General features: G+C 64.9%; 23 protein-coding genes. 7 read left to right on the top strand and 16 right to left on the bottom strand.

Annotated features, from left to right (window positions below):
* Window positions 1-63 precede the first annotated feature (63 nt).
* On the bottom strand, window positions 64-915 hold the full coding sequence (locus GGR90_RS09955) for a class I SAM-dependent methyltransferase (RefSeq protein WP_167921277.1): 852 nt from the start codon (window positions 913-915) through the stop codon (window positions 64-66).
* Between the two features lie 147 nt (window positions 916-1062).
* Here GGR90_RS09955 and GGR90_RS09950 point away from each other — a divergent pair, with 147 nt between their 5' ends.
* From GGR90_RS09950 to GGR90_RS09935, 4 genes are all read left to right on the top strand, one after another.
* Window positions 1063-2034, top strand: coding sequence for a glucokinase (locus GGR90_RS09950; protein ID WP_167921276.1), 972 nt, complete (start codon window positions 1063-1065; stop codon window positions 2032-2034).
* Between the two features lie 43 nt (window positions 2035-2077).
* Complete coding sequence (locus GGR90_RS09945) at window positions 2078-2818, top strand: gamma-glutamyl-gamma-aminobutyrate hydrolase family protein (RefSeq protein WP_167921275.1); 741 nt, start codon at window positions 2078-2080, stop codon at window positions 2816-2818.
* 197 nt (window positions 2819-3015) lie between these two features.
* On the top strand, window positions 3016-4389 hold the full coding sequence (locus GGR90_RS09940; protein ID WP_167921274.1) for an aspartate aminotransferase family protein: 1374 nt from the start codon (window positions 3016-3018) through the stop codon (window positions 4387-4389).
* Window positions 4390-4409: 20 nt separating this feature from the next.
* Window positions 4410-5345: a DUF808 domain-containing protein gene (locus GGR90_RS09935; protein WP_167921273.1), complete on the top strand. Its 936-nt coding sequence runs from the start codon at window positions 4410-4412 to the stop codon at window positions 5343-5345.
* A 1-nt stretch (window position 5346) separates the two neighbouring features.
* Here the strand turns inward: GGR90_RS09935 and GGR90_RS09930 are convergent, their stop codons facing one another.
* From GGR90_RS09930 to GGR90_RS09900, 7 genes are all read right to left on the bottom strand, one after another.
* Window positions 5347-6477, bottom strand: coding sequence for an ABC transporter ATP-binding protein (locus tag GGR90_RS09930; protein ID WP_167921272.1), 1131 nt, complete (start codon window positions 6475-6477; stop codon window positions 5347-5349).
* Between the two features lie 2 nt (window positions 6478-6479).
* Window positions 6480-7322: an ABC transporter permease gene (locus GGR90_RS09925; RefSeq protein WP_167921271.1), complete on the bottom strand. Its 843-nt coding sequence runs from the start codon at window positions 7320-7322 to the stop codon at window positions 6480-6482.
* On the bottom strand, window positions 7322-8227 hold the full coding sequence (locus tag GGR90_RS09920; RefSeq protein ID WP_167921270.1) for an ABC transporter permease subunit: 906 nt from the start codon (window positions 8225-8227) through the stop codon (window positions 7322-7324). The genes GGR90_RS09925 and GGR90_RS09920 overlap by 1 nt, the downstream gene beginning before the upstream one ends.
* Before the next feature lie 23 nt (window positions 8228-8250).
* Complete coding sequence (locus GGR90_RS09915) at window positions 8251-9357, bottom strand: ABC transporter substrate-binding protein (protein WP_167921269.1); 1107 nt, start codon at window positions 9355-9357, stop codon at window positions 8251-8253.
* 90 nt (window positions 9358-9447) lie between these two features.
* Entirely contained in the window at window positions 9448-10839 is a 1392-nt protein-coding gene (locus tag GGR90_RS09910) for a glutamine synthetase family protein (protein ID WP_167921268.1), read from the bottom strand.
* Between the two features lie 14 nt (window positions 10840-10853).
* Window positions 10854-12125 carry an NAD(P)/FAD-dependent oxidoreductase gene (locus tag GGR90_RS09905; RefSeq protein ID WP_167921267.1) on the bottom strand — a complete coding sequence of 424 codons (1272 nt, stop codon included), beginning with the start codon at window positions 12123-12125 and terminating at the stop codon, window positions 10854-10856.
* Between the two features lie 14 nt (window positions 12126-12139).
* The gene (locus tag GGR90_RS09900; protein WP_167921266.1) at window positions 12140-13486 is read right to left on the bottom strand and encodes a glutamine synthetase family protein; all 1347 of its coding nucleotides are present in this window, start codon (window positions 13484-13486) and stop codon (window positions 12140-12142) included.
* 240 nt (window positions 13487-13726) lie between these two features.
* Here GGR90_RS09900 and aptA point away from each other — a divergent pair, with 240 nt between their 5' ends.
* Window positions 13727-15043 (top strand): omega-aminotransferase AptA, encoded by a 1317-nt coding sequence (gene aptA / locus GGR90_RS09895; protein WP_167921265.1) that lies wholly within the window; start codon window positions 13727-13729, stop codon window positions 15041-15043.
* On the opposite strand, the gene GGR90_RS09890 is transcribed toward aptA, so the two are convergent.
* A complete protein-coding gene (locus GGR90_RS09890) occupies window positions 15040-16263 on the bottom strand; it encodes an ATP-binding protein (protein WP_167921264.1) in 1224 nt (407 codons plus the stop codon). The genes aptA and GGR90_RS09890 overlap by 4 nt on opposite strands.
* Window positions 16264-16412: 149 nt before the next feature.
* Between GGR90_RS09890 and GGR90_RS09885 the strand changes: the two genes are divergently transcribed.
* Window positions 16413-16838 carry a hypothetical protein gene (locus tag GGR90_RS09885; RefSeq protein WP_167921263.1) on the top strand — a complete coding sequence of 142 codons (426 nt, stop codon included), beginning with the start codon at window positions 16413-16415 and terminating at the stop codon, window positions 16836-16838.
* 59 nt (window positions 16839-16897) lie between these two features.
* Window positions 16898-17899 (top strand): fumarylacetoacetate hydrolase family protein, encoded by a 1002-nt coding sequence (locus GGR90_RS09880; RefSeq protein ID WP_167921262.1) that lies wholly within the window; start codon window positions 16898-16900, stop codon window positions 17897-17899.
* A 58-nt stretch (window positions 17900-17957) separates the two neighbouring features.
* Here the strand turns inward: GGR90_RS09880 and GGR90_RS09875 are convergent, their stop codons facing one another.
* The 7 genes from GGR90_RS09875 to GGR90_RS09845 form a co-directional block, all read right to left on the bottom strand.
* Complete coding sequence (locus GGR90_RS09875) at window positions 17958-18914, bottom strand: type II secretion system F family protein (protein WP_167921542.1); 957 nt, start codon at window positions 18912-18914, stop codon at window positions 17958-17960.
* Window positions 18915-19017: 103 nt separating this feature from the next.
* A complete protein-coding gene (locus tag GGR90_RS09870; RefSeq protein WP_167921261.1) occupies window positions 19018-19986 on the bottom strand; it encodes a type II secretion system F family protein in 969 nt (322 codons plus the stop codon).
* 57 nt (window positions 19987-20043) lie between these two features.
* A complete protein-coding gene (locus tag GGR90_RS09865; RefSeq protein ID WP_167921260.1) occupies window positions 20044-21315 on the bottom strand; it encodes a pilus assembly protein CpaE in 1272 nt (423 codons plus the stop codon).
* Window positions 21312-21950, bottom strand: coding sequence for a CpaD family pilus assembly protein (locus GGR90_RS09860; RefSeq protein WP_167921259.1), 639 nt, complete (start codon window positions 21948-21950; stop codon window positions 21312-21314). Before GGR90_RS09860 ends, GGR90_RS09865 begins: the two co-directional genes overlap by 4 nt.
* A 25-nt stretch (window positions 21951-21975) precedes the next feature.
* On the bottom strand, window positions 21976-23457 hold the full coding sequence (locus GGR90_RS09855) for a type II and III secretion system protein family protein (RefSeq protein WP_167921258.1): 1482 nt from the start codon (window positions 23455-23457) through the stop codon (window positions 21976-21978).
* A 1-nt stretch (window position 23458) separates the two neighbouring features.
* Window positions 23459-24490: a Flp pilus assembly protein CpaB gene (gene cpaB / locus GGR90_RS09850; RefSeq protein WP_167921257.1), complete on the bottom strand. Its 1032-nt coding sequence runs from the start codon at window positions 24488-24490 to the stop codon at window positions 23459-23461.
* Window positions 24491-24544: 54 nt separating this feature from the next.
* Window positions 24545-25027 carry an A24 family peptidase gene (locus tag GGR90_RS09845; RefSeq protein ID WP_167921541.1) on the bottom strand — a complete coding sequence of 161 codons (483 nt, stop codon included), beginning with the start codon at window positions 25025-25027 and terminating at the stop codon, window positions 24545-24547.
* Window positions 25028-25123: the final 96 nt, after the last annotated feature.

Raw genomic sequence — 25123 nt, 5'->3', positions numbered from 1 at the left:
GACCTCTTCCCGGCGACAATCACAAGACGGAATGATCTCCGCGCGACCTTGGAAAAAAATATGCTAGCCGCGCGCGGTGACGATCCAGGCGGCGCCGTCGATCCGGATCGAGGTGTCGCCGGGCCGTTTTTCGAAGGCGGCGCGCACCGCCTCGGCGGCGCGGGCGCGAACATCCTCCGACTGATCGGCCAGCGCGCGCGACAGCGGTCCGACCTGAAACGCCATGTCGAGCGCATCGTCGACCGCCTCCTCGCGCGTCGCGCCGCGGCCATAGGCGATAGCGGCGTCGAACGGCGCGATGTCGATGGCGGTGAATCCCGCCGCGGCCAGGATGCGTGCCATCCGCTCCCTGTCGCCGAAGGCAAAGGGGCCGGGTGCTTGGGGATCGGCGGCGGGCACGTCTACGATGCCGCGGATCGCCGACATCGGCAGGCGCACCCAGTCATTCTCCGCCGCCCCGCGCCAGCAGACGAAGGCGAGCCGCCCGCCGGGCTTCAGCGCCCCGCGCACATGCGCGAACGCCGCTACCGGGTCGTCGAAGAACATCACGCCAAAGCGCGAGAAGAGAAGGTCGAAGCGCTCCGCGGGCAGCGGCGCCGTCGCGGCATCGGCCAGACGGAACTCGACCGGCGCTCCGACGGGCGCCTCCGCGCGTGCGATCGCGACGAGCTGTTCGGATATGTCGACGCCGAGAACATGCCCCGCGGGTTCGACGCAACGGGCCAGCGCGAAGCTCGATGTGCCCGAACCGCAGCCGATGTCGAGGATATGCTCGCCCGGTTTCGCATCGGCCGCCGCGACCGCGGCGTCGCCGAAATCCTGGAGCATCAGGTCGAGCCGCGCCAGATTGGCGGCCCAGCGATCGCCGCTGTCGCCGTTCCAGTCGTGAGTGGGAGCGGAGGGGGCGTCGGACATGGCGGAGTTTCCTTATTGCGAATGACTCGCATCTATGCGATTTGCCAACCCAAGGCAAGCGCGCGCATAGCTATGCCCTGTTGCATCGCCATGGGCCATCGGACATGCCAAGGTCGCACCGGTCACGCAGGCCGGCAAGGGAGAGTCATGAGCGAACAGATCGTCACGGTGGACATCGGCGGTACGCACGCGCGTTTTGCGATCGCCGAAGTCGAAGGCGGCCGGGTCCTTTCGCTCGGCGAAGAGACGACGCTGCACACCAAGGATCATGCGAGCTTCCAGACAGCGTGGCAGGATTTCGAACGGCAGCAGGGCGGCGCGCTACCCCGCGCGGTGGCGATCGCGATCGCGGGCCCGACGCGGGGCGAGATCATCCGCTTCACGAACAATCCGTGGATCATCCGCCCGGCGCTGGTGGGCGAAAAGCTCAACGTCGACCGCTATGTGCTGGTCAATGATTTCGAAGCGGTCGGCCACGCGGTCGCGCAGGCCGACGCGAGCTATTTCGAGCGGCTCGCGGGCCCCGACGAGCCGCTTCCCGCGACCGGAACGATCACAATCATCGGTCCCGGCACCGGCCTTGGCGTCGCGCATGTCTGGCGCGACGGCCATCAATATCGCGTCCAGGCGACCGAAGGCGGGCATATCGACTTCGCGCCGCTCGACAGCATCGAGGACGCGATCCTCGCGCGGCTGCGCAAACGCCACCGGCGCGTATCGGTCGAGCGGATCGTGTCAGGCCCGGCGATCGTCGATATTTACGAAACGCTCGCCGCGCTCGAAGGGCGCGCGGTGACCCCGCTCGACGACAAGGAGATCTGGAGCCGGGCGATGGACCGCGAGGACAGTCTTGCCGCGGCGGCGGTCGACCGCTTCTGCCTGTCGCTCGGCAGCGTCGCTGGCGACCTCGCGCTGGCGCAGGGAGCAAGCGGCGTCGTCGTCGCGGGCGGGCTGGGGCTGCGCATCCGCGACAGCTTGGTCCGATCGGGTTTTCCCGAACGCTTCATCGAAAAGGGGCGGTTCGAAGGCTTCATGTCGGCGCTTCCGGTCAAGCTGATCACCCACCCGCAGCCCGGCCTGTTTGGCGCGGCGGCGGCCTTCGCGCGGCAACACGCCTAAGATTCCGCTGGCGCTGCGGCGCCAAAATCGGCAGCGTGGCACCATGTCGCAACGCCCCGTCCTCGGCATCATCGCCTGCAACCGCATGGTTGGAACCGAATGTGCGCAGGCGGTGATGAACCGCTATGCGATGGCGGCGATGCGCCATGCCGATTGCGCGGCGCTGCTGATCCCGTCGCTTCCCGACTATATGCACGCGGACGAGATCGTCGGACGGCTCGACGGGGTGCTCCTCACCGGCTCACCGTCGAATATCGAGCCCGTGCGTTATGGCGAGGATGACGCGGGCGAGGGGCCGTTCGACCCCGACCGCGATCGCATGATGCGCGATCTTGTTCGTGCGGTGATCGCCGCGCAGCGCCCGCTGTTCGGGATTTGCCGCGGGTTTCAGGACATCAATGTCGCGCTCGGCGGCACGCTGCGCCGCGACACAGCGATCAACGGCGCGCTTCTTCGCCATCATACGCCCGACGGAACATTGTTCGATGCGATGTTCGATCATCGCCACCATGTCGATCTGGTCGAGGGGGGGATGCTGGCATCGGCCTATGGCGTCCCATCGCTCGACGTGAATTCGGTCCACTATCAGGGCGTCGGACGGCTCGCCGACGGGCTTTCGGTGGAGGCGCGCGCGCCCGACGGCCTCGTCGAAGCGTTCAGTGCGCGGCCGAATGGCGCGCCGCTGCTTGCGGTGCAATGGCATCCCGAATGGGCGGTCGATGGCAATGCCGAAAGCCAGACCTATTTCAAGCTGCTCGGACGCGCTTTGAGAGGCGAATTATGAGCCGCCGCATCACCCGCTACGACCGCTATCTCGCGCGGATCAGCTTTTCGCCCTGACCGAAGAGCCGAGGCTCTCGCTCCGCTCGTGTCGAGCCCTTCGACGCGCTCAGGATTCGAGACACCCATCTCGTAGCGCAAGACCGAGGGGCATCTCGACTTCGCTCGATGCAAACGGACTTCCAGCTCAGGAGCAAATTCATGCCCCGCAATCACAACATCGCCGAACTGCGCCGCCTCGACATCGCGCACCATCTACCCGCGCAGGCCGATTGGGCGGAAATCGAGGCACTCGGCGGCAGCCGGATCATCACCCATGCCGAGGGCTGCTATATTCACGACGGCGACGGCCATCGCATCCTCGACGCGATGGCGGGCCTCTGGTGCGTCAACGTCGGTTATGGCCGCGAAGAGCTGGTCGAGGCGGCGGCGGCGCAGATGCGCGAACTGCCTTTCTACAACACCTTCTTCAAGACCGCGACGCCGCCGACGGTGACGCTCGCGGCGAAGATCGCGAGCCTGACGCAGAACCGCCTGCCGCATATCTTCTTCAACGCCTCGGGCAGCGAGGCGAACGACACGGTGTTCCGCATGGTGCGCCACTATTGGAAGCTCAAGGGCGAGCCGAAACGCACCGTCTTCATCAGCCGCTGGAACGCCTATCACGGCTCGACCGTCGCGGGCGTTTCGCTCGGCGGGATGAAGGCGATGCACGCGCAGGGCGACCTGCCGATCCCGGGCGTCGAACATGTGCGCCAGCCCTATGCCTATGGCGAAGGGCAGGGGATGACCGAGGAAGAATTCTGCGACGCGTGCGTGGCTGCGATCGAGGACAAGATCCTCGAGGTCGGCCCCGAATACTGCGCCGCCTTCATCGGCGAGCCGGTGCAAGGCGCGGGCGGGGTGATCATCCCGCCCAAGGGCTATTGGCCCAAGGTCGAGGCCGTCGCCCGCAAATATGGCCTGCTCGTCGTCGCGGACGAAGTGATTTGCGGCTTCGGACGCACCGGCCAGATGTGGGGGCATGAGACGATGGGCTTCACCCCCGACCTGATGCCGATGGCGAAGGGGCTGTCGTCGGGCTATCTCCCGATTTCCGCCACCGCGGTCGCGAGCCATGTCGTCGATGTGCTCAAGACCGGCGGCGATTTCGTCCATGGCTTCACTTACTCAGGGCATCCGGTCGCCGCAGCGGTCGCGCTCAGGAATATCGAGATCATCGAACGCGAAGGCCTCGTCGAGCGCACCGGCAGCGTTACCGGCCCGTATCTCGCCAAGGCGCTCGCGACGCTCAACGATCACCCGCTCGTGGGTGAGACGCGATCGGTCGGACTGCTTGGCGCGGTCGAGATCGTCGCCGACAAGGCGACGCGCGCCCGCTTCGGCGGCGCCGAAGGAACCGCGGGACCGATGGCGCGCGATGCCTGCATCGCGAACGGGCTGATGGTGCGCGGCATTCGCGATAGCCTCGTCATGTGCCCGCCGCTGATCATCACGACCGAACAGATCGACGAGGTGGTTGCCATCATCCGCAAATCCTTGGATGAGGTGATGCCCAAGCTCCGGGCGCTCTGAACAGGAAAGACCAAGACCTTATGCCCTCCGGCCTTTTTGCTCTGCTCGACGACATCGCGACCATCGCCAAGGTCGCCGCCGCGAGCATCGACGATATCGGCGCGGCGGCGTCGAAGGCCGGGGTCAAGGCGGCGGGGGTGGTGGTCGACGATACCGCGGTGACGCCGCGCTACGTCACCGGCTTCACTCCCGACCGCGAGCTGCCGATCATCTGGCGGATCACCAAGGGGTCTTTCCGCAACAAATTGCTCTTCATCGTGCCGGTGCTGCTGCTGTTGTCAGCCGTCGCGCAATGGGCGATCACGCCGCTGCTGATGATTGGCGGCGCCTATCTCTGTTTCGAAGGCGCCGAAAAGGTGCTGCATTCGTTGCAGAAGAACAAGACTACGCTCGCCGAGGATGCCGCGATCGTCGCCGACCAGGACCATGAAGAGGCGATGGTGAAGGGCGCGGTGCGCACCGACTTCATCCTGTCGGCCGAAATCATGGTGATCGCCTTGAACGAGGTGCTCGACGAACATTTCGCGATGCGCGCGGCGACGCTCGCTGTCGTCGCGATCGCGATCACCATCGCGGTCTATGGCGTCGTCGGGCTGATCGTGAAGATGGACGACATCGGACTTCACATGGCGAAGGAGGGCAATAGCGCGCGCCGCGCGATCGGGCGCGGGCTGGTTGCCTTCATGCCCAAGCTGCTCGCGGCGCTGGCGCTGATCGGCACCGCGGCGATGCTGTGGGTCGGCGGCCAGATTTTCCTGCACGGCCTCGACGAATATCATATCGGCAATATCGGGCACGGGCTGCACGATTTCGCCCATTCGGTCGCGGGCGGTCTGCCGGGTGCGGGCGTGTGGGAATGGCTGATCAATGCGGGCGGTGCGGGCGTGTTCGGGTTGCTGCTAGGCGCGGTGATCGTCGGCGTGCTGCATCTGCTGCCGGGCAAGAAGGCCCACTGAACTACCCGAGCAACACCACCGGGCTATCGGCGCGCCAGTGCATGCTCACCTTGTCGCCCCAGGTGAAATCCTCCTGGTCGCGGCGCGAGAGGTTGGGGCGCGAAACGCGAATGCGCGCGCCGGTTTCGAGTTCGATGTCGAACAGGGTGATGTCGCCGAGATAGCGCATGCCCTTGATCGTGCCGCGCGCGAAATTGTGGCCTTCGGGGGCGTCCTCCCCCGCTGCCTTCACCGCTTTCCCGACGCCGGGGACGTGGAGATAGATTTTCTCGGGCCGCAGCGCGACCCACACATTGGCGCCGTGTGGGCCGGTGACGCCGTGGTTGAGATAAACCTTGCCGAGTCCCGTGCAGTCAATCGCGGCCCTGTCGGGCTCGTCCAAGCTTAGCTTGCCTTCGAAGATGTTCACCGAGCCGACGAAATCGGCGACGAAGCGGTTGGCCGGATATTCGTACAGGTCCGACGGCGTCGCGAGCTGCGCCACGTCGCCCTTGTTGATGACGGCAATGCGACACGCCATCGACAGTGCCTCATCCTGATCGTGGGTGACGGTGACGAAGGTAATGCCGACCTTTTCCTGCAATTCCGAAAGCTCGAACTGCATCTGCGCGCGCAGCTTCGCGTCGAGCGCCGAGAGCGGTTCGTCGAGCAACAGCACCTTGGGCCGCATGACGAGGCTGCGCGCGAGCGCGACGCGCTGGCGCTGCCCGCCCGACATCTGATCGGGCATACGGCTTTCGAACCCGCCGAGCTTGACCAGATCGAGCGCCTCGGCGACGCGGTCGCGGGCCTCGCCGCCTTTCACGCCCGCGATCTTGAGGCCATAGGCGACATTGTCGGCGACGCGCATGTGCGGGAAGACGGCGTAGCTTTGGAACACCATGTTCACCGGGCGCCTGTTCGGCGGAATGCCCGCCATGTCCTGTCCGTCGATCAGGATTTGACCCTCGCTCGGCAGTTCGAACCCGGCGATCATGCGCAGCAGCGTCGTCTTGCCGCAGCCCGAGGGGCCGAGCAGCACGAAGAACTCGCCCGCGTTGATGTCGAGGCTGACATCGTCGACCGCGGTCACCCTGCCGAACCGTTTCGAGACGTTCCGGATCTGGATGATCGGGCGGGCGGGGTCGGCCATGGTCAGTGGGTTTCTGCTATCGCCTTCACGCCCTGAAGCTTGAGCGCGATGAAGGTCAGGATGACGGTGAGGACGATGAGCAGCGTCGAGGCCGCGTTGACCTCGGGCGTCACCGAGAAGCGGACCATCGAATAGACCTTTACCGGGAAGGTGATCGTGTCGGGACCGCTGGTGAAATAGGTGATGACGAAGTCGTCGAGGCTGAGCGTGAAGGAAAGCAGCGCGCCGGCGACGAGCGCGGGCCTGATGTGCGGGATCAGCACATCGCGGAACATCTGCCATTCGCTCGCGCCGAGATCCTTCGCCGCTTCCTCCTGCTCGCGGTTGAAGCTTGCAAGCCGCGACCGCACGACCATCGTCACGAAGGGAAAGCAGAAGGTGATGTGCGCGATGGTGATCGCGCCGAGGTTGAACGGCCAGACGAGGTCGGTCGGCCAGCCTACGCGCGCAAAGAACATCAGGAAGGCGACGCCGAGACATATCTCCGGGACGATGATCGGCAACGAGATGGTGCCGTCGACCGTGCCCTTCAGCGGGAAGCGGAAACGCCAGAGCATCACCGCCGCGACCGCGCCCAGCGCGAGGCTCACGATCGTCGCGAGCGCGGCGATGGTGAGCGAATTGAACAGCGCCTCGACAAGTTGGTCGTTGCCCAGCGCCTTTTCATAATATCTGGTGGTGAAGCCGCGCCAGACGACGTTGCGTTTGCTGTCGTTGAAGCTGAAGATGACGAGTACGATCAGCGGCGCGTAAAGGAACAGCATCACCGCGCCGACCCAAAGGCGCATCCACAGCGTGCGGCTATATTCGAGCGGCGCGCGCGAAGGGCGGGCAAAGCGCGCCATCAATGCGCTTCCGGCACTTTGCGACGCATCGATTGCAATGCGATCAGGATGAACATCGCATAGATGAGCAGGAAGGAGAGGGCGGCGCCGAAGGGCCAGTCGTTGGCTTTCTTGAACTGGCGCTCGATCACATTGGCGATCATCTGGCTGTCGGTCCCGCCCATCAGGTCGGGGGTGAGATAGGCGCCGAGCGCCGGGATCAGCGTGATCATCACCCCGGCGACGATGCCCGGCGCCGCAAGCGGCACGACGATGCGCATGATGGTGCGGAAATGGCCGGCGCCAAGGTCGAGGCTCGCCTCGATCAGGCTGCGGTCGAGCCGGTCGAGCGCGGCGTAGAGCGGGAGCACCATGAAGGGCAGGTGGACGTAAACGAGCCCGAAGACGACCGCGAAATTGTTGAAGAGCAGCGGCACCGGCTCCCATGTCGGGAGCGGCTGGAGCCCGGCGAGCACCTTGAGCCAGCTCGTTCCCTCCCACAAAGCGCCGAGCCCCTTGTTCGCGAAGCCTTGGGTGCCGAGGAGCATCATCAGCGCATAGGTGCGGATAAGCAAATTGGTCCAGAAGGGCAGCATGATGCCGAGCAGCAGCCATGGGCGCCATTTTTCATTCGCGAAAGTGATCGCCATCGCGACAGGAAAGCCGACGATCAGACAGATCAGCGTGACGAGCGCCGCGACCGCGAAACTCTTGCCGAAGATGGTGAGATAGAGCCACTCGGTTGCGCGTTTGTAATTGTCGAGCGTGCCCGAAATCTCGATGTCGGTCAGGCCCCGGTTTTCGCCGAAGCTGTAAAGCCAGACGATCGCCATGGGCAGGAGGAAGAAGAGGATGATCCAGAACAAGGTAGGCAGCGACACCGCCGCAAAGACGCGTCTGTTCGTTTTCCAGTCCTGCCCGGTCACCCCCCTATGCCCCTTTCAGGCTTTCAAGCCGCCCGCACCCTGGTGAAAGCTTCCTCGAACAACGGCTGAAGTTCGGGATCGAAGCGCGCATATTCGCATTTCGCGAGTGCTTCGGCGGGCGGGAAGATCACCGGGTTGTTCTGATAACTGTCGGGCATCAGCTTCCGCGCCGCGGTGTTCGGCGTCGGATAGAGGATCGTCTCGGTGATGTGCTTGTCGACATTGGCGTCGAGAATATAGTTGATGAAGGCGTGCGCATTCTTCGGGTGCGGGGCGCCTTTCGGGATGCAGAGATTGTCCGAATTGAGCTGGCTGCCTTCCTTCGGAATGACGAAGTCGATATCCTTGTCCTCGACCATCGCCTGCGCCATGTCGCCATTATATTCGAGCACGACGTCGCAATCGCCCTTCAGGAGCAGGTCCTGCCCGTCATCCTCGTGGAATTTCTTCACATTGGGCTTTTGCTTGATCATCATCCTTTCGATCGTCGCGATGTCTGCCGGGGTCAGCGCGTTGACCGATTTGCCGAGATATTTGCCGTAGAGCCGGAACATGTCGCCGGCCTCCGACAGCCAGGCGATGCGGCCGGCATATTCGGGGCTGTCGAACAACACTTTCCAGCTGTCCGGCGGCGACGACACCTTCGACTTGCGATAGCCGATGCCGGTGACGAGCCAGGTGTAGGGCATCGAAAATTTGCGCTGCAGGTCATATTCGACATTGATGTAGGCCGGGTCGATATTCTTCTTGTTCGGAAGGAGCGAATGGTCGAGCGGTAACAGCATGTCGGCCTTCGTCATCCGCTCGACGAAATCGTTCGACGGCACGATCACGTCGTAGCCTGGGTTGCCGGCCTTGAACTTCGCGAACAGCACATCGTTGCTGTCGAACAGGTCCATCGTGACGTCGACGCCCGTCGCTTCCTTGAAATTATCGAGCGTATTCTCGCCGATATAGGTGTCCCAATTGTAGAAATTGAGCTTGGCCTCCTCGCCGTTCGCGAGCGTCTTGCCGCCCTTCTTGCTGCACGCGGCGAGCCCGCCGAAACTGATCCCGACCGCCGCGACGCCGAGTGCCTGGAGCAGCGAGCGACGCCCGCGGGTCTGCTTGATCAGTTCATTGAAATCCATGGCCGGCCTCCCTGTATGACGTCAAGCTGGCTCAATAGGGGCGGCTTGGAAAGGGCAATTTTTGCGTGACGCCGCGAATCTTTGAAACTTTCATGCGTTGCGAAGATACCAGTCGTAATCGAGCGTCGGTACCACGCTGAAATAATTGTCCTGTTCGACGCGCTTCACGATGCTGAACATGTCGACGAACCGTGTCCCGAGATAGTCGCGCATCAGCGTTGACGCATGGAAGCGGTCGACGGCGGCGAACCAGTTCGACGGGGGCTTGTCGTCGCCGCTGTTGTCGCGGTCATAGCCATTACCGACTACCGCGGGGCCGGGAACGCTCTTGCTCGCCATGCCATGGTGCATGCCGGCAAGGACAGCCGCGACGGCGAGATAGGGGTTCGCATCGGCGCCGCACGCGCGATGCTCGACGTGGCGGCTCGGCGCCGGGCCGGCAGGGATGCGGAACGACACGGTGCGGTTGTTGACGCCCCAGGTCGGCGCGACGGGGGCATAGCTGTTCGCCTTGAAACGGCGATAGCTGTTGGCGTGCGGGGCGAAGAGCGCGAAACCATCGCCGACGCTGCCGATCATGCCGCCGATCGCGTGGCGCAGCTCCGGCGTCCCTTCGGGATCGTCAGCGGCGAAGATATTGTTGCCCGCCGCGTCATCGACCGAGACATGGATGTGCATGCCGCTGCCCGCCTGATTGGCGAAGGGCTTTGCCATGAAGGTCGCCTCAAAGCCGTGCGCCTGCGCGATCGCCTTGACGAGCCGCTTGTACATGATCGCATCGTCGCAGGCGCGGAGCGCGTCGGGCTTGTGGCGGAGCGTAAGTTCGAACTGGCCGGGCGCGAATTCCGAGATCGCGCTTTCGAGCGGCAGGTCCTGCACATCGGTCGCGGCATAGAGCGCATCGAAAAAGGGCCGGAAATCGTCGAGTTCGCGCAGACCATAGACCTCGACGTTGCGCGACGCGCTGCGACTGTAGCCGGGACGGGCGGGGCGGATGCTCCCGTCGCGCGCGCGGCGGGGATCGACGAGGTAGAATTCGAGTTCGACCGCGAGCACGGGGGTGAGACTATCGGCGGCGAAGCGGTCGATGACGCGGCCGAGGACGTGGCGCGGGTCGAGGTCGTGCGGCGTTCCGTCGAGTTCGTAGAAAGAGACGAGGAATTGCGCGGCATGGTCGCCGCCCCATGGCGTGCGGACGAGCGTGCCGGGGATCGGCTTCATCGAGCGGTCGGCGTCGCCATCCTCCCACACGAGGCCGGTTTCGATCGTGTCCTGCCCGGTGATGTCGACGACGGTGATCGATCCCGGCATCATGCGGCCGCTTTCATAGACCGCGAGCACTTCGTGCTGGCGCAGCCGTTTGCCGCGCGGGACGCCGCCCATGTCGGTGTAGATCATCTCGACCGAATCGACGTCGGGGTTCGCCTTGAAAAAGGCCTCGGCTTCCGACCGCGGCGCGATTACGCCCGACGATTTCGACATGGATATACGCTCCTTTACCCCAACCGGTCGCGCAGCGCATACCAGAGGAGCCCTAGCGTGGCGAGCGGGCGGCGGAGCCATTGGCCGCCGGGGAAGGGCTTTGACGGCAAGTTCGCAAGAACGTCGAAGCGTTCGGCGGTTCCCGCCATCGCCTCGGCGATCAACTCGCCCGCGAGTGTCGTCACCAGCGCGCCATGGCCCGAAAAGCCATGCGCGTAGAAGATGTTCCCGTCGCGGCCAACATGCGGCAGCCGGTTCCGTGTCACAGTGACCGCGCCGCCCCAGCCATAGTCGATCCTTGCGTCAGCGATCTGCGGGAAGACTTCGGCCATGAACGGCCGCACGAACGCCGCGATGTCGCGCGGCGGCGTCTGCGAATAGCGCTCCCCCCCGCCGAAGATCAGACGTTTGTCGACCGACAGACGGAAATAGTTGAGCACGAAGCGGCTGTCGGCCACGGCGGCATCACTCGGCAGCAGCGTGTCGGCGTTCGCGAGCGGTTCGGTCGCGATATTATAGTTCATGATCGGCACGGTGTAGCGGCCGAGATCGGGTTCGACGTCGCCGATCCAGCTGTCGGTTGCATCGATGACATAGCGCGCGCCGACGATCGCTCTTTCGGTGACGAGTTCGCTCGATCCGTCGCTGAACGCGACGATCCGGCGCACCGGTTCGCCTTCCCAGATGCGAACGCCTGCCGCCTCGGCCGCCTTGGCCAGCCCCAGCGCATAGGTCAGCGGATGGAAATGGCCGGCTTGCGGATCGTGGACGCCGCCATAGTAGAGAGGGCTCGCGATATGCGCGCCCATGTCCGCCTTCGCGACGATTTCGCTTCGATAGCCGAAACGATTTTCGAGAAACTCGGCCTCGCGACGCATCGCGCCGAAATCCTTCGGCGTCCACGCCGCCTCCAGATGTCCGGCTTTCAGGTCGCAGTCGATCCCGTGCTTGGCGATCCGCGCTTTCACGCGGTTGTCGCGCCAGCAGAGGTCGAAGAGTACATCGGCGCGCTCGCGGCCGAATTCCTCTTCCAGTTCGGACGCCGTCCAGCGAAGGCCCGGGATCAGCTGCCCGCCATTGCGTCCCGACGCACCGAAACCGATATGCTCGCGCTCGATCAAGATCACCGAAAAACCGCGCTCGGCGCAGGCGAGGGCGGCGCTCAGGCCGGTGAAGCCGCCACCGATGACCGCGACGTCGCATTCAAGGTCGCCTTCGATGTCGCGCTGGGGTCGCCGCTCGTGCGCGGTCGCGGCATAATAGCTGTGGTTCAGCGGGTCGGTCATCGCCGGCGCGCGGATCAGACCCGCATCAACAGATGTTCGCGTTCCCAGCTCGACACCACCGACTGATAGTTGAACAGCTCATAATCCTTCACCGCGAAGAAGATTTCGAAGAAATCGTCGCCGAGCAGGTTGCGGACCTTCTTGCACGAGGCGAAGCGGTCGAGCGCCGCCTCGAGCGTGCGTGGCAACGTGCGCGCGCGGTTATAGGCGCTGCCGGCGATCGGTTTGGGCGGCACCATGCGGTCAACCATGCCGATATAGCCGCATACGAGCGAGGCGGCGATCGCAAGATACGGATTGCTGTCGGCGCCGGGCAGGCGATTTTCGACGCGGCGGTTGTTCTTGTCGGCGATCGGAACGCGAATGCCACAGCTGCGGTTATCCTCGCCCCATTGAACATTGATCGGTGCCGAGCTGTCGGGGCGCATGCGGCGAAAGCTGTTCACATTCGGCGCCCACATCGGCGAGATTTGCGGCATGAAGCGGATGAGGCCGGCGATATAGCTGCGGAACGCCGCGCTGTCGCGGCCGTTGGCGGTGGCGAAGAGGTTGCGCCCGGTTTCGGCATCGACGACCGACTGGTGGACGTGCATCGCGCTGCCCGGCTGCCCCGCCATCGGGTTGGCCATGAAGGTGGCGTAGACATCATGCTGCTTTGCGACGTTGCGCACGACGCGCTTGAACAGGAACACCTCGTCGGCGAGGCGCAGCGGGTCGCCGTGGATGAAGTTCACCTCGAGCTGCGCGGCGCCCATTTCGTGGATCATCGTGTCGATATCGAGCCCCATCAGCTCGCAATCGTCATAGATATGATCGATGATATCCTCATATTCGTTCATCGCCTCGAGCCCGTAGGGCTGGCTGGCGTTCTCGCTGCGACCCGACTGGCCCGTCGGCGGGGTCAGCGGAAAATCGGGGTCGGTGTTCGGCGAGACGAGATAGAATTCGACCTCGGGCGCGATAATCGGTTTCCAGCCCTTGTTGGCATAGAGGCCGAGCACTTTCTTCAGGATCGTGCGCGGCGCGATGTCGACCTCGGTCCCGTCGCGATTGAACGCATCGGCGATCACGAAGGCCGTGGGCGAACTGAAACCCGGCGCGACGCAGATCGTGTCGGGGTCGGCGATCAATATCTTGTCGGGATCCTTGTCCCAGATGTCGTCGATGTCTTCGGGGTAGTGGCCGTCGATCGTGCAGATGAAGACGCTGCCCGGAATACGCAGCGACTTGTCCTTGACCGAGGAGAGGAACTTCTTCGCCGGCAGCACCTTGCCGCGCTGAACCCCGTTGATGTCGGGGACGATACATTCGACTTCGTCGATATTATGGTCGCTGATCCATTGTTCCAGATTGACTGACATGCGCCCCCGATAGGGCCGAGGAGCCGGCCCGCTTGTGGAAAGGACAGCCTATCGTGAAGTGCGGGCCGGCGCCAGTGGGGCCCTTATCGGCCATTTTCGCGATTGCCAGTCGTCACGTCACCCGCCAGATTGTCTTCGTCATTGCGAGCGGCGAAGCCGCTTGGCAATCCAGAGCAGCGTAAACCGCCCTGGATTGCCTCGCTCCGCTCGCAATGACGGGTAGGCAGGAGCAGGTTCGCGATGAGGGGTGACAACGACCAGCTGGCGTCCTTCTGGATGCCTTTTACCGCGAACCGCGCGTTCAAGGCGAACCCGCGCCAGATCGTGTCCGCCAGCGGCATGTTCTACCAGAGCGCCGACGGGCGGCAGATCCTCGACGGGACGTCGGGCCTCTGGTGCAGCAACGCCGGGCACTGCCGTCCCGAGATCAGCGAAGCGATCGCGAAGGCCGCCGCGACGCTCGACTTCGCGCCGACCTTTCAGCTCGGTCATCCGTTGCCGTTCGAGCTGGCGCAGCGGCTCGCCGCCCTGATGCCCAAAGGAATGGACCGAATATTCTTTACCAATAGTGGCTCCGAATCGGTTGATACGGCACTGAAAATCGCGCTCGCCGTCCAGCGCGCGAAGGGGCAGGGGACGCGGACGCGGCTGATCGGGCGCGAGCGCGGCTATCACGGCACCGGGTTCGGCGGGATCAGCGTCGGGGGGCTCGTCCACAACCGCCGCGCCTTCGGTGGCGGGCTGCCCGGCGTTGACCATCTCCGCCACACGCACGACATCGAACGCAACGCCTTCACGCGCGGATTCCCGCAGCATGGCGCCGAGCTGGCCGACGATCTCCAGCGGCTCGTCGACCTGCACGGTGCCGAGACGATCGCCGCGGTGATCGTCGAGCCGATGGCGGGCTCGACCGGCGTGCTTGTGCCGCCGGTCGGCTATCTCCAGCGCCTGCGCGAGATTTGCGACAAGCATGGCATCATCCTGATCTTCGACGAGGTGATCACCGCCTTTGGTCGCGTCGGCGGTGCGACGGCGTCGGAAGCGTGGGGCGTGACGCCCGACATCATCACGATGGCGAAGGGGCTCACCAACGCCGCGGTGCCGATGGGCGCGGTCGCGGTGAAGCGCGAACTGCACGATGCGGTGTTGGACAGCGTGGAGGGCGGAATCGAGCTGTTCCACGGCTATACCTATTCGGGCCACCCGCTGGCGAGCGCGGCGGGGCTCGCGACGCTCGATCTTTATGCGCGCGATGGTCTGTTCGACCGCGCGGGCGAACTGGCGAGCTATTGGGAGGATGCCGCGCACGGCCTGAAGGGGCGGCGGCACGTCATCGACATCCGCACCATCGGGCTCGTCGCCGGTATCGAGCTCGAGCCGCGCGCCGGCGCGCCGGCCGCGCGCGCGATGGAGCTGTTCCACGCCTGTTTCGACAATGGCCTGCTCGTTCGCGCGACCGGCGACATCATCGCGCTGTCGCCGCCGCTCATCGTCGAAAAGCCGCAGATCGACGAGATGTTTGAGCGGATTTCCGAACTGCTCGGCGCGATCGACTAGAGGGCGAGCGGGAAGGTCACCGACACGCGCGTTCCCTTGCCCAGTTCGCTCTCGATGTCGAGCTGGCCCTGGTGGCGCTCGCTGATATGCTTGACGATCGCGAGGCCGAGCCCGGTGCCGCCGACCGAGCGGCTACGCGCCTCGTCGACGAGGTAGAAACGTTCGGTCAGGCGGGGCAGATGATCGGGCGCGATGCCGTCGCTCTCGTCGCTGACCGACAGCCGCACGCGGTTTCCCTCGCGCGCCAGCTCGACCGTGACCGGCGTTCCCGGATGGCCATATTTCATCGCGTTGGAAATGATGTTGTGCGCAAGCTGCCCGAGTTGCGCGCCGTCGCCCAGCATCGGCTGCGGCGTGTCGCCCAATATTGAGGCGATGTCCTTCGCACGCGGCTGCTCGCTGTCGCGAAGCTGCGCGACCGACGTCTGGACGATCGCAGCCAAGTCGACGGGCGTCGTCGGGCGGCGAAAACGGTCGGCCTCGACACGCGAGATCGAGAGCAGGTCGATGACGAGCTGTTGCATCCGCCCGGCCTCGCGGTGGATGATCGACAGGAAGCGGCCGCGTGTCGGCGCATCGGCGTCGCCGTTCATGTCCTGCAGCGTTTCGACATAGCCGAGGATCGCCGCGAGCGGCGTGCGCAGCTCGTGGCTCGCATTGGCGACGAAATCCGATCGCATCCGGTCGGCGGCGTCGATCGCCGAATGGTCCGACAGCATGACGATGCGCTGTCCGCCCGACAGCGTCGCGACGCGCATCGTCCAGCGCTGGCCGGGCCGCGGAAAGTCGACGAGATTGATCGTTTCGAGCGGGGCGTTGCTGTTGATGCGCGAGAGCCATTCGGCTGCCGCCGGGTGGCGGATCGCGGTGCGTATGTCGGCGCCGACGATATGGCGGCCGAGCAGGCGGATCGCCGCATCATTGGCGATCGCGACGATATTGTCGGCGACGCCGAGCAGCGGGTCCTTTTCCTGATCGACCCAGCGCGCGAAATCGGGGTGGCGTAGAAGCGAGACGGGCGGTGCTTCGGCCGACGGCGCCGCGCCCTGCGCGTCGGTGAGGGAAGCGGGAAGGGCGCTGTAAACCGTGCCGGCAGCAACGAAACCCGCCACCGCCATCAGCGCGATCGACAGGGGATCGCCGCCCGTCAACGCGGCAAAGATCGCCGCGATGACGACCAGCGTCAGGGCGATGACGAGGCTGGAGAGACGATCGAACATGCGCCGCCCGCGTCGCACGAAGCGGGGGATCGGCGCAAGCGGCTTTGCGACCGTTAACGCTTTGAGGGAGGCTGTGCCAAAGCGGGAAGCCGACAGGACCCGGCGGTCTTTCGCTTTTCCTTGGCGCTTCATTGCGTTATGCGCCGGCCATGGAAAACAGCGACATTCCCGCCGGCGCGCCCGAGATGGATGACGAAATGAAGGACGAAGCCGTCCCGTCGCGCCGCAGGATGCTGGCGCTGGGCGCCGTCGGCGTGTCAGCCGCGCTGACGATCCGACCCGCTTTCGCTCAGACCGCCGTATCGGTGATGAACTGCGAGATTCCCGTTCCCGGTGCGACGGCGGCGGGCCAATATATCGACCGCGCGGGCAAGCTGGTGCCGGCGGGGACGAAAGGCGCGTTTCCGGGATCGCCGCGGCCGTTTACCGGCGAGGAAGTGAAACGCGCGTTCCGTGGTCAGACGCTGCCCGGTGCGACCTACAATCAGTCGCAGGCCTATCTTCAGTATATCCGGCGCTTGCAGGCAGGCCAGAGCGGCTTTACCTGTTTCGCATCGATCACGACGTCGCGCTGATTATCGCTTCCCGACAGGCGATGACGGTTTCAGCCGCATCGTCAGACATGGGAGTTTTCGTGAAACTAGCTTCGCTCAAAAAGGGCCGCGACGGCCGCCTGGTCGTCGTTTCGGACGATCTCGCCTGGTATGCCGACGCCGGCCAGATCGCGGCGACGATGCAGGCGGCGCTCGACAATTGGGCCTATGCCGCTCCGCGCCTCGCCGCGCTGGCCGAAGACCTCAACCATGACGCGATTCCGAAGGAGCGGTTCCACGAACGCGACGCGGCATCGCCGCTGCCGCGCGCCTATCAATGGGCCGACGGCAGCGCCTATGTGAATCACGTCGCGCTCGTCCGGCAGGCGCGCGGCGCCGAAATGCCCGACAGCTTCTGGCACGACCCGCTGATGTATCAGGGTGGCAGCGACGCCTTTCTGGCCCCCCGCGATCCGATCCCGCTTGGAGATCCCGCATGGGGCTGCGACATGGAGGCCGAAGTGGTCGTCGTCACCGGCGACGTGCCGGCGGGAATCGACGCCGTCGCGGCGCGCGACAAGATTCTGCTCGTCGGCCTCACCAACGATGTGTCGCTGCGCGGGCTGATCCCGGCCGAACTCGCCAAAGGCTTCGGCTTTTTCCAGTCGAAGCCGTCGAGCGCGATGTCGCCGGTGTTCGTGACGTCCGAGGCGCTCGGCGATCGCTGGAAGGACGGCAAGCTGCACGGGACGCTGTCGGTCGACCTGAACGGCGAACCGCTGGGCCGCGCCGACGCGGGGATCGACATGACGTTCGACTTCGGCGCGCTGATCGCCCATGCCGCAAAGACGCGCGACCTGGGCGCGGGCACGATCATCGGGTCGGGCACCGTATCGAACCGCGACGCCGACGGCGGTCCGGGCAAGCCGGTCAGCGAAGGCGGGCTGGGCTATAGCTGTCTTGCCGAAGTGCGGACGGTCGAGACGATCCGGCTGGGCGAACCGAAGACGCCGTTCATGCAGAAGGGCGATACGGTCCGCATCTGGATGGACGATGAACGCCACCACAGCATCTTCGGTGCGATCGAACAGAGCGTGGCCTGACGGCGAAGAGGGCGGAAATCGCTTCCGCCCTCTTTTCTTTAACCGGAGCGAGTTGCCGTCAGCCCTTGCCGCCGAAGCTGCCGCCCGACATCGCGTCGCTCAGCGAACAGGCCGCCGGGCCCAGAATGACGATGAACAGCACCGGCAGGATGAACAGGATCAGCGGCACCGTCATGATCGCGGGCAGACGCGCGGCCTTTTCCTCGGCGCGCATCATGCGTTCGTTGCGGAATTCGGCCGACAGCACGCGAAGCGCAGAGGCGAGCGGCGTGCCGTATTTTTCGGTCTGGATCATCGTCGTAACGACGCCCTTTACCGATTCCAGATTCACACGATAGGCGAAATTCTCGAACGCCTGGCGCCGCTCGGTCAGGAAGCCGAGCTCGATCGACGTCAGCGCGAATTCCTCGCCCAGCTCGGGATAGGCGCGGCCCAGTTCCTTCGACACGCGGGCGAAAGCGGAGTCGACCGTCAGGCCCGCCTCGGCGCAGATGACGAGCAGGTCGAGCGCATCGGGAAGACCCTTGCGAATCGCGTCGGTCCGCTTCTGGCGCATATTGTCGACGAAGAGGTCGGGTGCCTTGTAGCCGAGAATCAGCGCGCCCATGGTGAAGGCCGTGCGTTTGAACGACGTCAGGCTGGGCCACATGTCGATGCCGTAGATCAGGAAGATGGCCAGCCCACCGAACAGGATCGGCAGCACCATGCGGCCAAAAATCACCGCGACGGCGAGATCCTTCGACCGGATACCCGCCTGCGCCAGCTTTTGCTGGACTTCCTTGATCTGACTATCCTGAAGGACCTGGAGCTTGCCGAGGAAGGTGCGCATCTTGTCCGCGGTCTGGTTCTTGCGGACCAGCCGGGCGCGGCGCTTCGCGGTCGAGGCGGTGATGCCGGCTTTCAGCTGTTCGCGGCGGTCGTTGAGCGCCTTGACGCGCTTCGTCATCGGATTGCGCACGGTCAGCGTGTTGTAGATCGCGAACAGCACGGCGAAGACGCCGACCGCCGCCAGCATGGTGCCGGCCCATACGACGTCGATGCCGAGCAGGGTCGGGCCGCTTTGCGCGCCCGAGAAGGCCGAGGAGAAAAGGAGGCTGCTGTTCACTGTCTTCCGCCCCTCAGATTTCGAAGCTGATCATCTTGGCCATAATTCCGGCGCCGATGCTCATCCAGATCAGACCGCCGATACCGGCGATAATCAGCCGTTCTTCGACGAAAAAGCCCGCAAGATAGCTGGGGTTCACCGTCCAGACGACGCCGAACACGAAAAAGGGCAGCGCGCCGACGATATAAGCGGACGCTTTGGCTTCCGACGACATCGCGCGGATCTTGAGTTTCATCTGCGCCCGCTTGCGCAGGACGTCCGACAGGTTGGCCAGCGTTTCAGCCAGATTGCCGCCGGTTTCGCGCTGGATCTGGATCGTGATGCAGAAGAACTGGAATTCGGGCGTACCCAGCATCTCGGCCGATTCCTGCAACGCGGCTTCCATGGTGTTGCCGATGCGGATGCGCTCGATGACACCCTTGAATTCCTCGCCGACCGGACCGGGGAGTTCCTGGCTCACCACCTGAAATGTTTCGGTGACCGGCAGACCCGATTTGAGGCCGCGCACGAGCAGGTCGATCGCGTCGGGAAAGCGGCTGTTGAAAGCGGCGACGCGCTTTTTGATCGTCATGCCGACGACGAGATAGGGGAGGCCGAGGCTGAGCAGCAACCCGACGAGCCCCGCCATCAGAACGGGCGCGCGGACGACGAGCATCGCGCCGGTGGCGACGACGAACACGATCATCGTCGCGAACATATATTGCGTCAGCGTCCAATTCTTGCCGGTCCGGCGAATCCGCTTCTCGAGCTCTTCGCGGCGCGGCAGCAGATTGGTGAGCGACGAGTCGCCCGCGCGGCCCGACTGGATCGTCTTGCGCATCTGCGCCGCGACAACCGCTTCGGTCGAAGCCGCATGACGATCCTTGACCATCGCCAGCCGCCGCGTCTTCGCCTTGCCCGCCGACGGCCCGCCGACCAGAATGACGAGGAGGGCGAAGGCCAGGATGGCCCCGGCGACGATAAGGATGACTGGCAAGTTCATGGTCAGCTGGTGTCCGCTTCTATCGCTGGAGATCGTGACGGCGCGTCATGCACGCCTTCACGCCGCCTGTTTCGCGCCCTTTTTGGCCAGACCGAGCTTGCCGAGCAGCGAACCGCCGGATTTGGCTTTCGCGGCGGCGACCGGCACGTCTTCGGCATCGACGTCGGCACCGTCGAGGACGAGGCGCATCAGATTGTTCCAGACCTGCGCCGACTTGGTGCCCTTGCACGTTTCAGCGTAGGATTTCCCGAGCTTCGCCGCTTGCGCGACGAGCTTTGGATCGAACGGGATGACGATGTCGATCGGCCGCTCGATCGACGATTCGAATTCCTTGCGCGACAGCTCGCCGATCGCGCTCTGGAACTTGTTCGCGACGAGGATCACGCGCGCGCCGGGGATGTTCTGCTTGAACCAAGACAGAAGCCGGATCGTGTCGCGCGCCGCGGCGAGCGTCACGTCGCTGACGAGCAGGATCGTTCCCATTTCCGACACAAGGTGCGGGAAAGGGATCAGCACCTGGCGCGGGATGTCGACGATCGTCATCTCGAACGCGCCCCGTAGCTCTTCCTCCAGCTGGAAAAAGGCGGAGCCATCGGTCATCACCGGCTGGTGGATCGGGGCTTCGGCGGACAGCAGGCTGAGCTTGTCGGATGCGCGCACCATCGCGCGCTCGATGAACAGGCCGTCGATGCGGCTCGGATTGTCGATCGCATCGATCAGGCCGCGCCCGGGTTCGAGGTCGAGCGTAAGCGCGCCCGTTCCGAAATGAACGTCGAGATCGAGCAGTGCCGTCTGACGGTCGCCCTGTTCGCTGATCGCCCAGGCGAGCGACGTCGCGACCAGCGAGGCGCCCACGCCGCCGCGAACGCCGACGATACCCATCATATGGTGCGGCTTGTCGTCGTGCATGTCCGCGTGTTTCGGAGCCGACAGCATCGCCTGCGCCATGGTCAGCGATTCGCGGACTTGCTCGAGCGACAGCGGTTTCAGCAGATAGTCCTGAATGCCGCTCGACAAGAGGTCGCGGTACAGGCGCACGTCGTTGACCTGGCCTGCGGCGATCACGACCGTTCCAGGCTCGCAGACTTCGGCCAGCGCGTTGATATCGTTGATCGGATCACCCGATTCGGACATGTCGACGAACAGGATATTCGGGCTGGCGGACACCGACAGCGACTGCACCGCGTTGCGCAGCCCGCCCTTGTTGCACTTTTCGATCGGCCAGCCCATGTCGCCCGCCGCCGCACGGATCAGCTCCAGCGTATCGTCGTCGCAGACGAAGGCGTTGAAGGGATCACGCAGTCCCGCCGATTTGAAAGGAGCGTTCACTGGCCACCTCCGGTTGATACCTTGTTCAGTCCGCCCGCCCCGGTCTGGGGCTTCGTGCGATAAGTCTGGATGGCGCGCGTCGCTGCGAGCGGGTCATGCCCCGTGTCGCGCGTGCCCTTGATGAGATCATTGGGGTCGGCGACCATCGCGGCGAGGTTGCCATTGGTCGCGCAGCCATAGTTGGACGAGGTCGCATTGACCGGGTTCAGGGAGGACTTGCTGTCCCAGTTGGGGCATCCCGGAACCGAGGCCGACGCGCGCGTCACGACGACGCGCAGATAGCCTTCCGGAACCGCGCCCGTCGTTACCGGCGCTTCGCGGCTCAGCAACAGTCCGCGGCGTTCGACCATAGCGCGGACGGTCGCTTGCGCCGACGATGCGCCGTAAGCCGACGGGTCGTCCAGCGCGATGCGGTCGCCGTAGCGAACGCCCATCGCGTCGAGCCAGCCTTGCAGGCGGCCCTGCTCGCTGGGCGGCAGTTCGCCATTGGCGGTCGCGACGTCGAATTGATAGAGGTTGTTGCGGACCACCGGCTGATGCACCGAATCCAGGCTGCGGTTGCTATAGGCGGCGCCGGTGCAGCCGGCGAGCGAGGTCGCGCATGCCAAGACCGTCCAAGTTGCGATTTTCTTCATCACTTTGCTCCTGAAATCCGGCACGTCACTTGATGCTGAAACCGGGTGCGGCGTTGCCTCCGGCGGCCCGCGGACGATCGGCGTCGCCGACATCGGTATCGAGCCGCGGTTTGGGACGGTCGCCGCCGGTCACGCCGTCGCTCGTCTGGTTGAGCAGCAGCCGTTGCAGATCGTGGGTGTCCTGGAACGCATCGGTCGGCAGCTTGATGTCGTTCGCCGACACCGGCTGGACCAGATAGGGCGTCACGACGATGACGAGTTCGGTTTCGCCGCGGCGGAAGCTGTCCGATTTGAACAGCGTGCCGAGCAGCGGCACATCGCCGAGCCCGGGCATCTTGTCGATCGCCCCGATCGAGCGGTTGTTCAGCAGCCCCGCGATCATGAAGCTTTCGCCCGAGCCGAGTTCGACCGTCGTTTCGGCGCGGCGGATCGTCAGCGCGGGAACCTGGAAACCCTGCATCTCGATCGCGCCTTCGGTCGACAGTTCGGACACTTCGGGGCGAACGCGCAGGCTGATCCGCCCGTTCGACAGCACGGTCGGCGTATAGGCGAGGCTGACGCCATATTTGCGATATTCGATCGTCGTGCCCGCGAAATTGCCGGGGATCGGGACCGGGAATTCGCCGCCCGCCAGGAATTCGGCGGTTTCACCCGAAATCGCGGTCAGATTGGGCTGCGCCAGCGTCGCGACCAGACCCGATCGTTCGCCGATATCGAGCGAGGCAATCAGGTCGAGGCCGAACAGGCGGCCCGCACCGGCGAGGCTGCGCGTGCCGGCGGGCGTGTTGATCGTATAGGTGGTGTTGCCGTTGGCATCGGTCGTGATCGTGCCCGCCTGACGGCCACCGAAAACCCCGCCAAGGAAGCCATTGCCAAGCGGACCGTCGGTGTCCCGGGTCAGGAGGTTCCCGCTGATTTCCTTGACCAGCGACCGGTTCACTTCGGCGATGCGAACCTGCAGATTGACCTGCAGGGGCGTCGCGGTGCGCAGGCGCGAGAGGACCTTGGTTTCCTCGCCGACAAAGGCCTGAACCAGCCGTTCGGCTTCGGCGGCGTCGTCGGGCGACCGGACCGTTCCGGTGAGCAGCACAAAGCCGTTCATCGGGGTCGGCACAATGCTGGCTTCGGGCATCGCGAGCGCCAGCATCTGGTCGATCGTCTCGATATTGTTGCCGACGCGGGCGACGGTCGAAAAGACGACCCGGCCGCCGGAATCGGTGGCGTAGATGCTGGTTTCGCCGGGCTTTTTGCCAAAGACATAGAGCTGACGGCCCGAGCGGACCTGGACGTCGGCGACCTCGTCGTTGGCGACGAAGACGTCGGACATGGTGGCGGGAAGGCTGACCAGGCGGCCGCGCCCCACCGACAGTTCGAGGCTGCCGTTGGCGTTCTGGACGGCCTGGGCGATGGCGGGCTGCGATGGTGCCACCGCGAGCGGGGCCGCCACCAGGCCGACGGCCAGGGTGCGAGCGAGCGCCGCCGCCTTGAAATTAGCTTTGCTGTTCATCTTACTTACCCCCAACCGGAACTTCGGTCGTCTTGTCGCCGCGCGTCACGCGCACGACCGGACCGGTCGGCGCGGCCGCCTGGCGACCCTCGCTGGATGGTGCGTAACCGCCCTTGTTCTCGGGCTGCGAGCTCGGCGCGCGGACGCGGCCGCGCACCGGGACCCAGAAACGCGAGACGTCGCCGCCGGTCGTCGCCGACGAGCGGCTCGCCGTCGGACGCGCGGCGGCCTGAGCCAGCATCTTCTTCTCGGCGGCGCTGCCGGCCGGGACGTCGATCTCGCCGGAGGCGATCGCGGCCTCGAGTTCGCCGGCGGTTTCGGCGAGCGGACGCAGCGCGAGCGACAATTTGCCCATGTCCTGCGCCACCGCGATCTTCTCGGCGATCTCCGGCGTCGCTTCGAGCGTCACCGAGCTGAAGGTGCGCACCGGCGTCTTGCCGGTCTCATCCTCGGCATTGTAACGCTGGTCGGTCGCCAGGACACGAACGTTGCGGATGATCGTCTCGGCGGTATATAATTCCTTGTCCGGATAGGATGAATTTTCGGTATCGACCGAGAGCTGCTGTGCGAGCACGACGTCGACGCGGTCGCCCGGAAAGACGAAGCCGCCGACGCCCTCTTCGCGCGAAACCTTGACCGTGACCGCGCGCATCCCCGGACCAAGCGCCGCGGCGAGGAAGCCGCGGTCGTCGGGATGAACCAGAGCGCCCTGCGTGAGCGGCTGCCCGGCGGTGATCGCATGCCGCACCACGGTGCCGAGCAGCGTGTTGACGTCGGTCTTGTCCTTCATGAAATAGGCCTGCTCGACCAATTCCTTCGGCCACGGCTGAAACCGGAAGCTGTCGGGGCCGATGATCGTGCCGACCGGCAGCGGCCGCGTCGCGACGAGGATCATCGGACCGGTGATTTCCGGCGCCGCGGCGGCTCGCGCCGACGGCGCGGCGGCGCCGCGCAACATCTGGTTAACCCCGAATGCCGCGCCGATGGCAATCACCAGCGCGCCGACGATCAGCATAATCTTTCGCGTATCCATGACGAGTTGTCGCCCTCCTGCACCCACCAGAGACGGTCGTGCTTTTCCCTCAGGTCATCCGATAGCCTGAAACTGGTTAAGATAGTGTTGGTGAAGCGCCCAGAGGCCCGCAGCCGCGATCGCGACCCCATAGGGCACCTCGGCCATCTTGTCCGAAGGGCGCAATTTCATGTGGATAAGCATCGCCGCGGACAGGATGCCGCCGCCGATAGCCATGATCATCAGCATCGGCAGGAACAGCGGCAGCGGGATCCACAGCATCACCGCACCGATCATTTTCACGTCGCCGCCGCCCATCGCGCCGATCGCGAACAGGCCCGCGAAGAGCAGGAAGACCAGAAAGGCCGATCCGAACTGGATCGGGAGGTCGGGCCAGAGCGCGAGGCCGGAGGCGATCCAGAAGGGGATCGCGAGCAGCGCCATCGCGGCGTTGAGCTCGTTCGAAATCGTTCGCGACCGGATGTCGCTGATCGCCGCGGCAATCATCAGCAGGCCGAGAATGACCATCAGGCCGAGCGAGATCGCGCCGCTATCCATCGAACCCGCTCTACGCAACATGGCTTACCAAAGCGTAACCATGTTTCCGCGCGAAGCGGCGGCTTGCATTCCGCGGCCCAACCGATATGCGGCGGG

It is taken from the genome of Sphingopyxis italica (assembly GCF_011926545.1).
GTDB classification, from domain to species: Bacteria; Pseudomonadota; Alphaproteobacteria; order Sphingomonadales; family Sphingomonadaceae; genus Sphingopyxis; species Sphingopyxis italica.
Note: the sequence above shows the minus strand (reverse complement) of the source record. Positions and strands in the feature narration are given on the sequence as shown.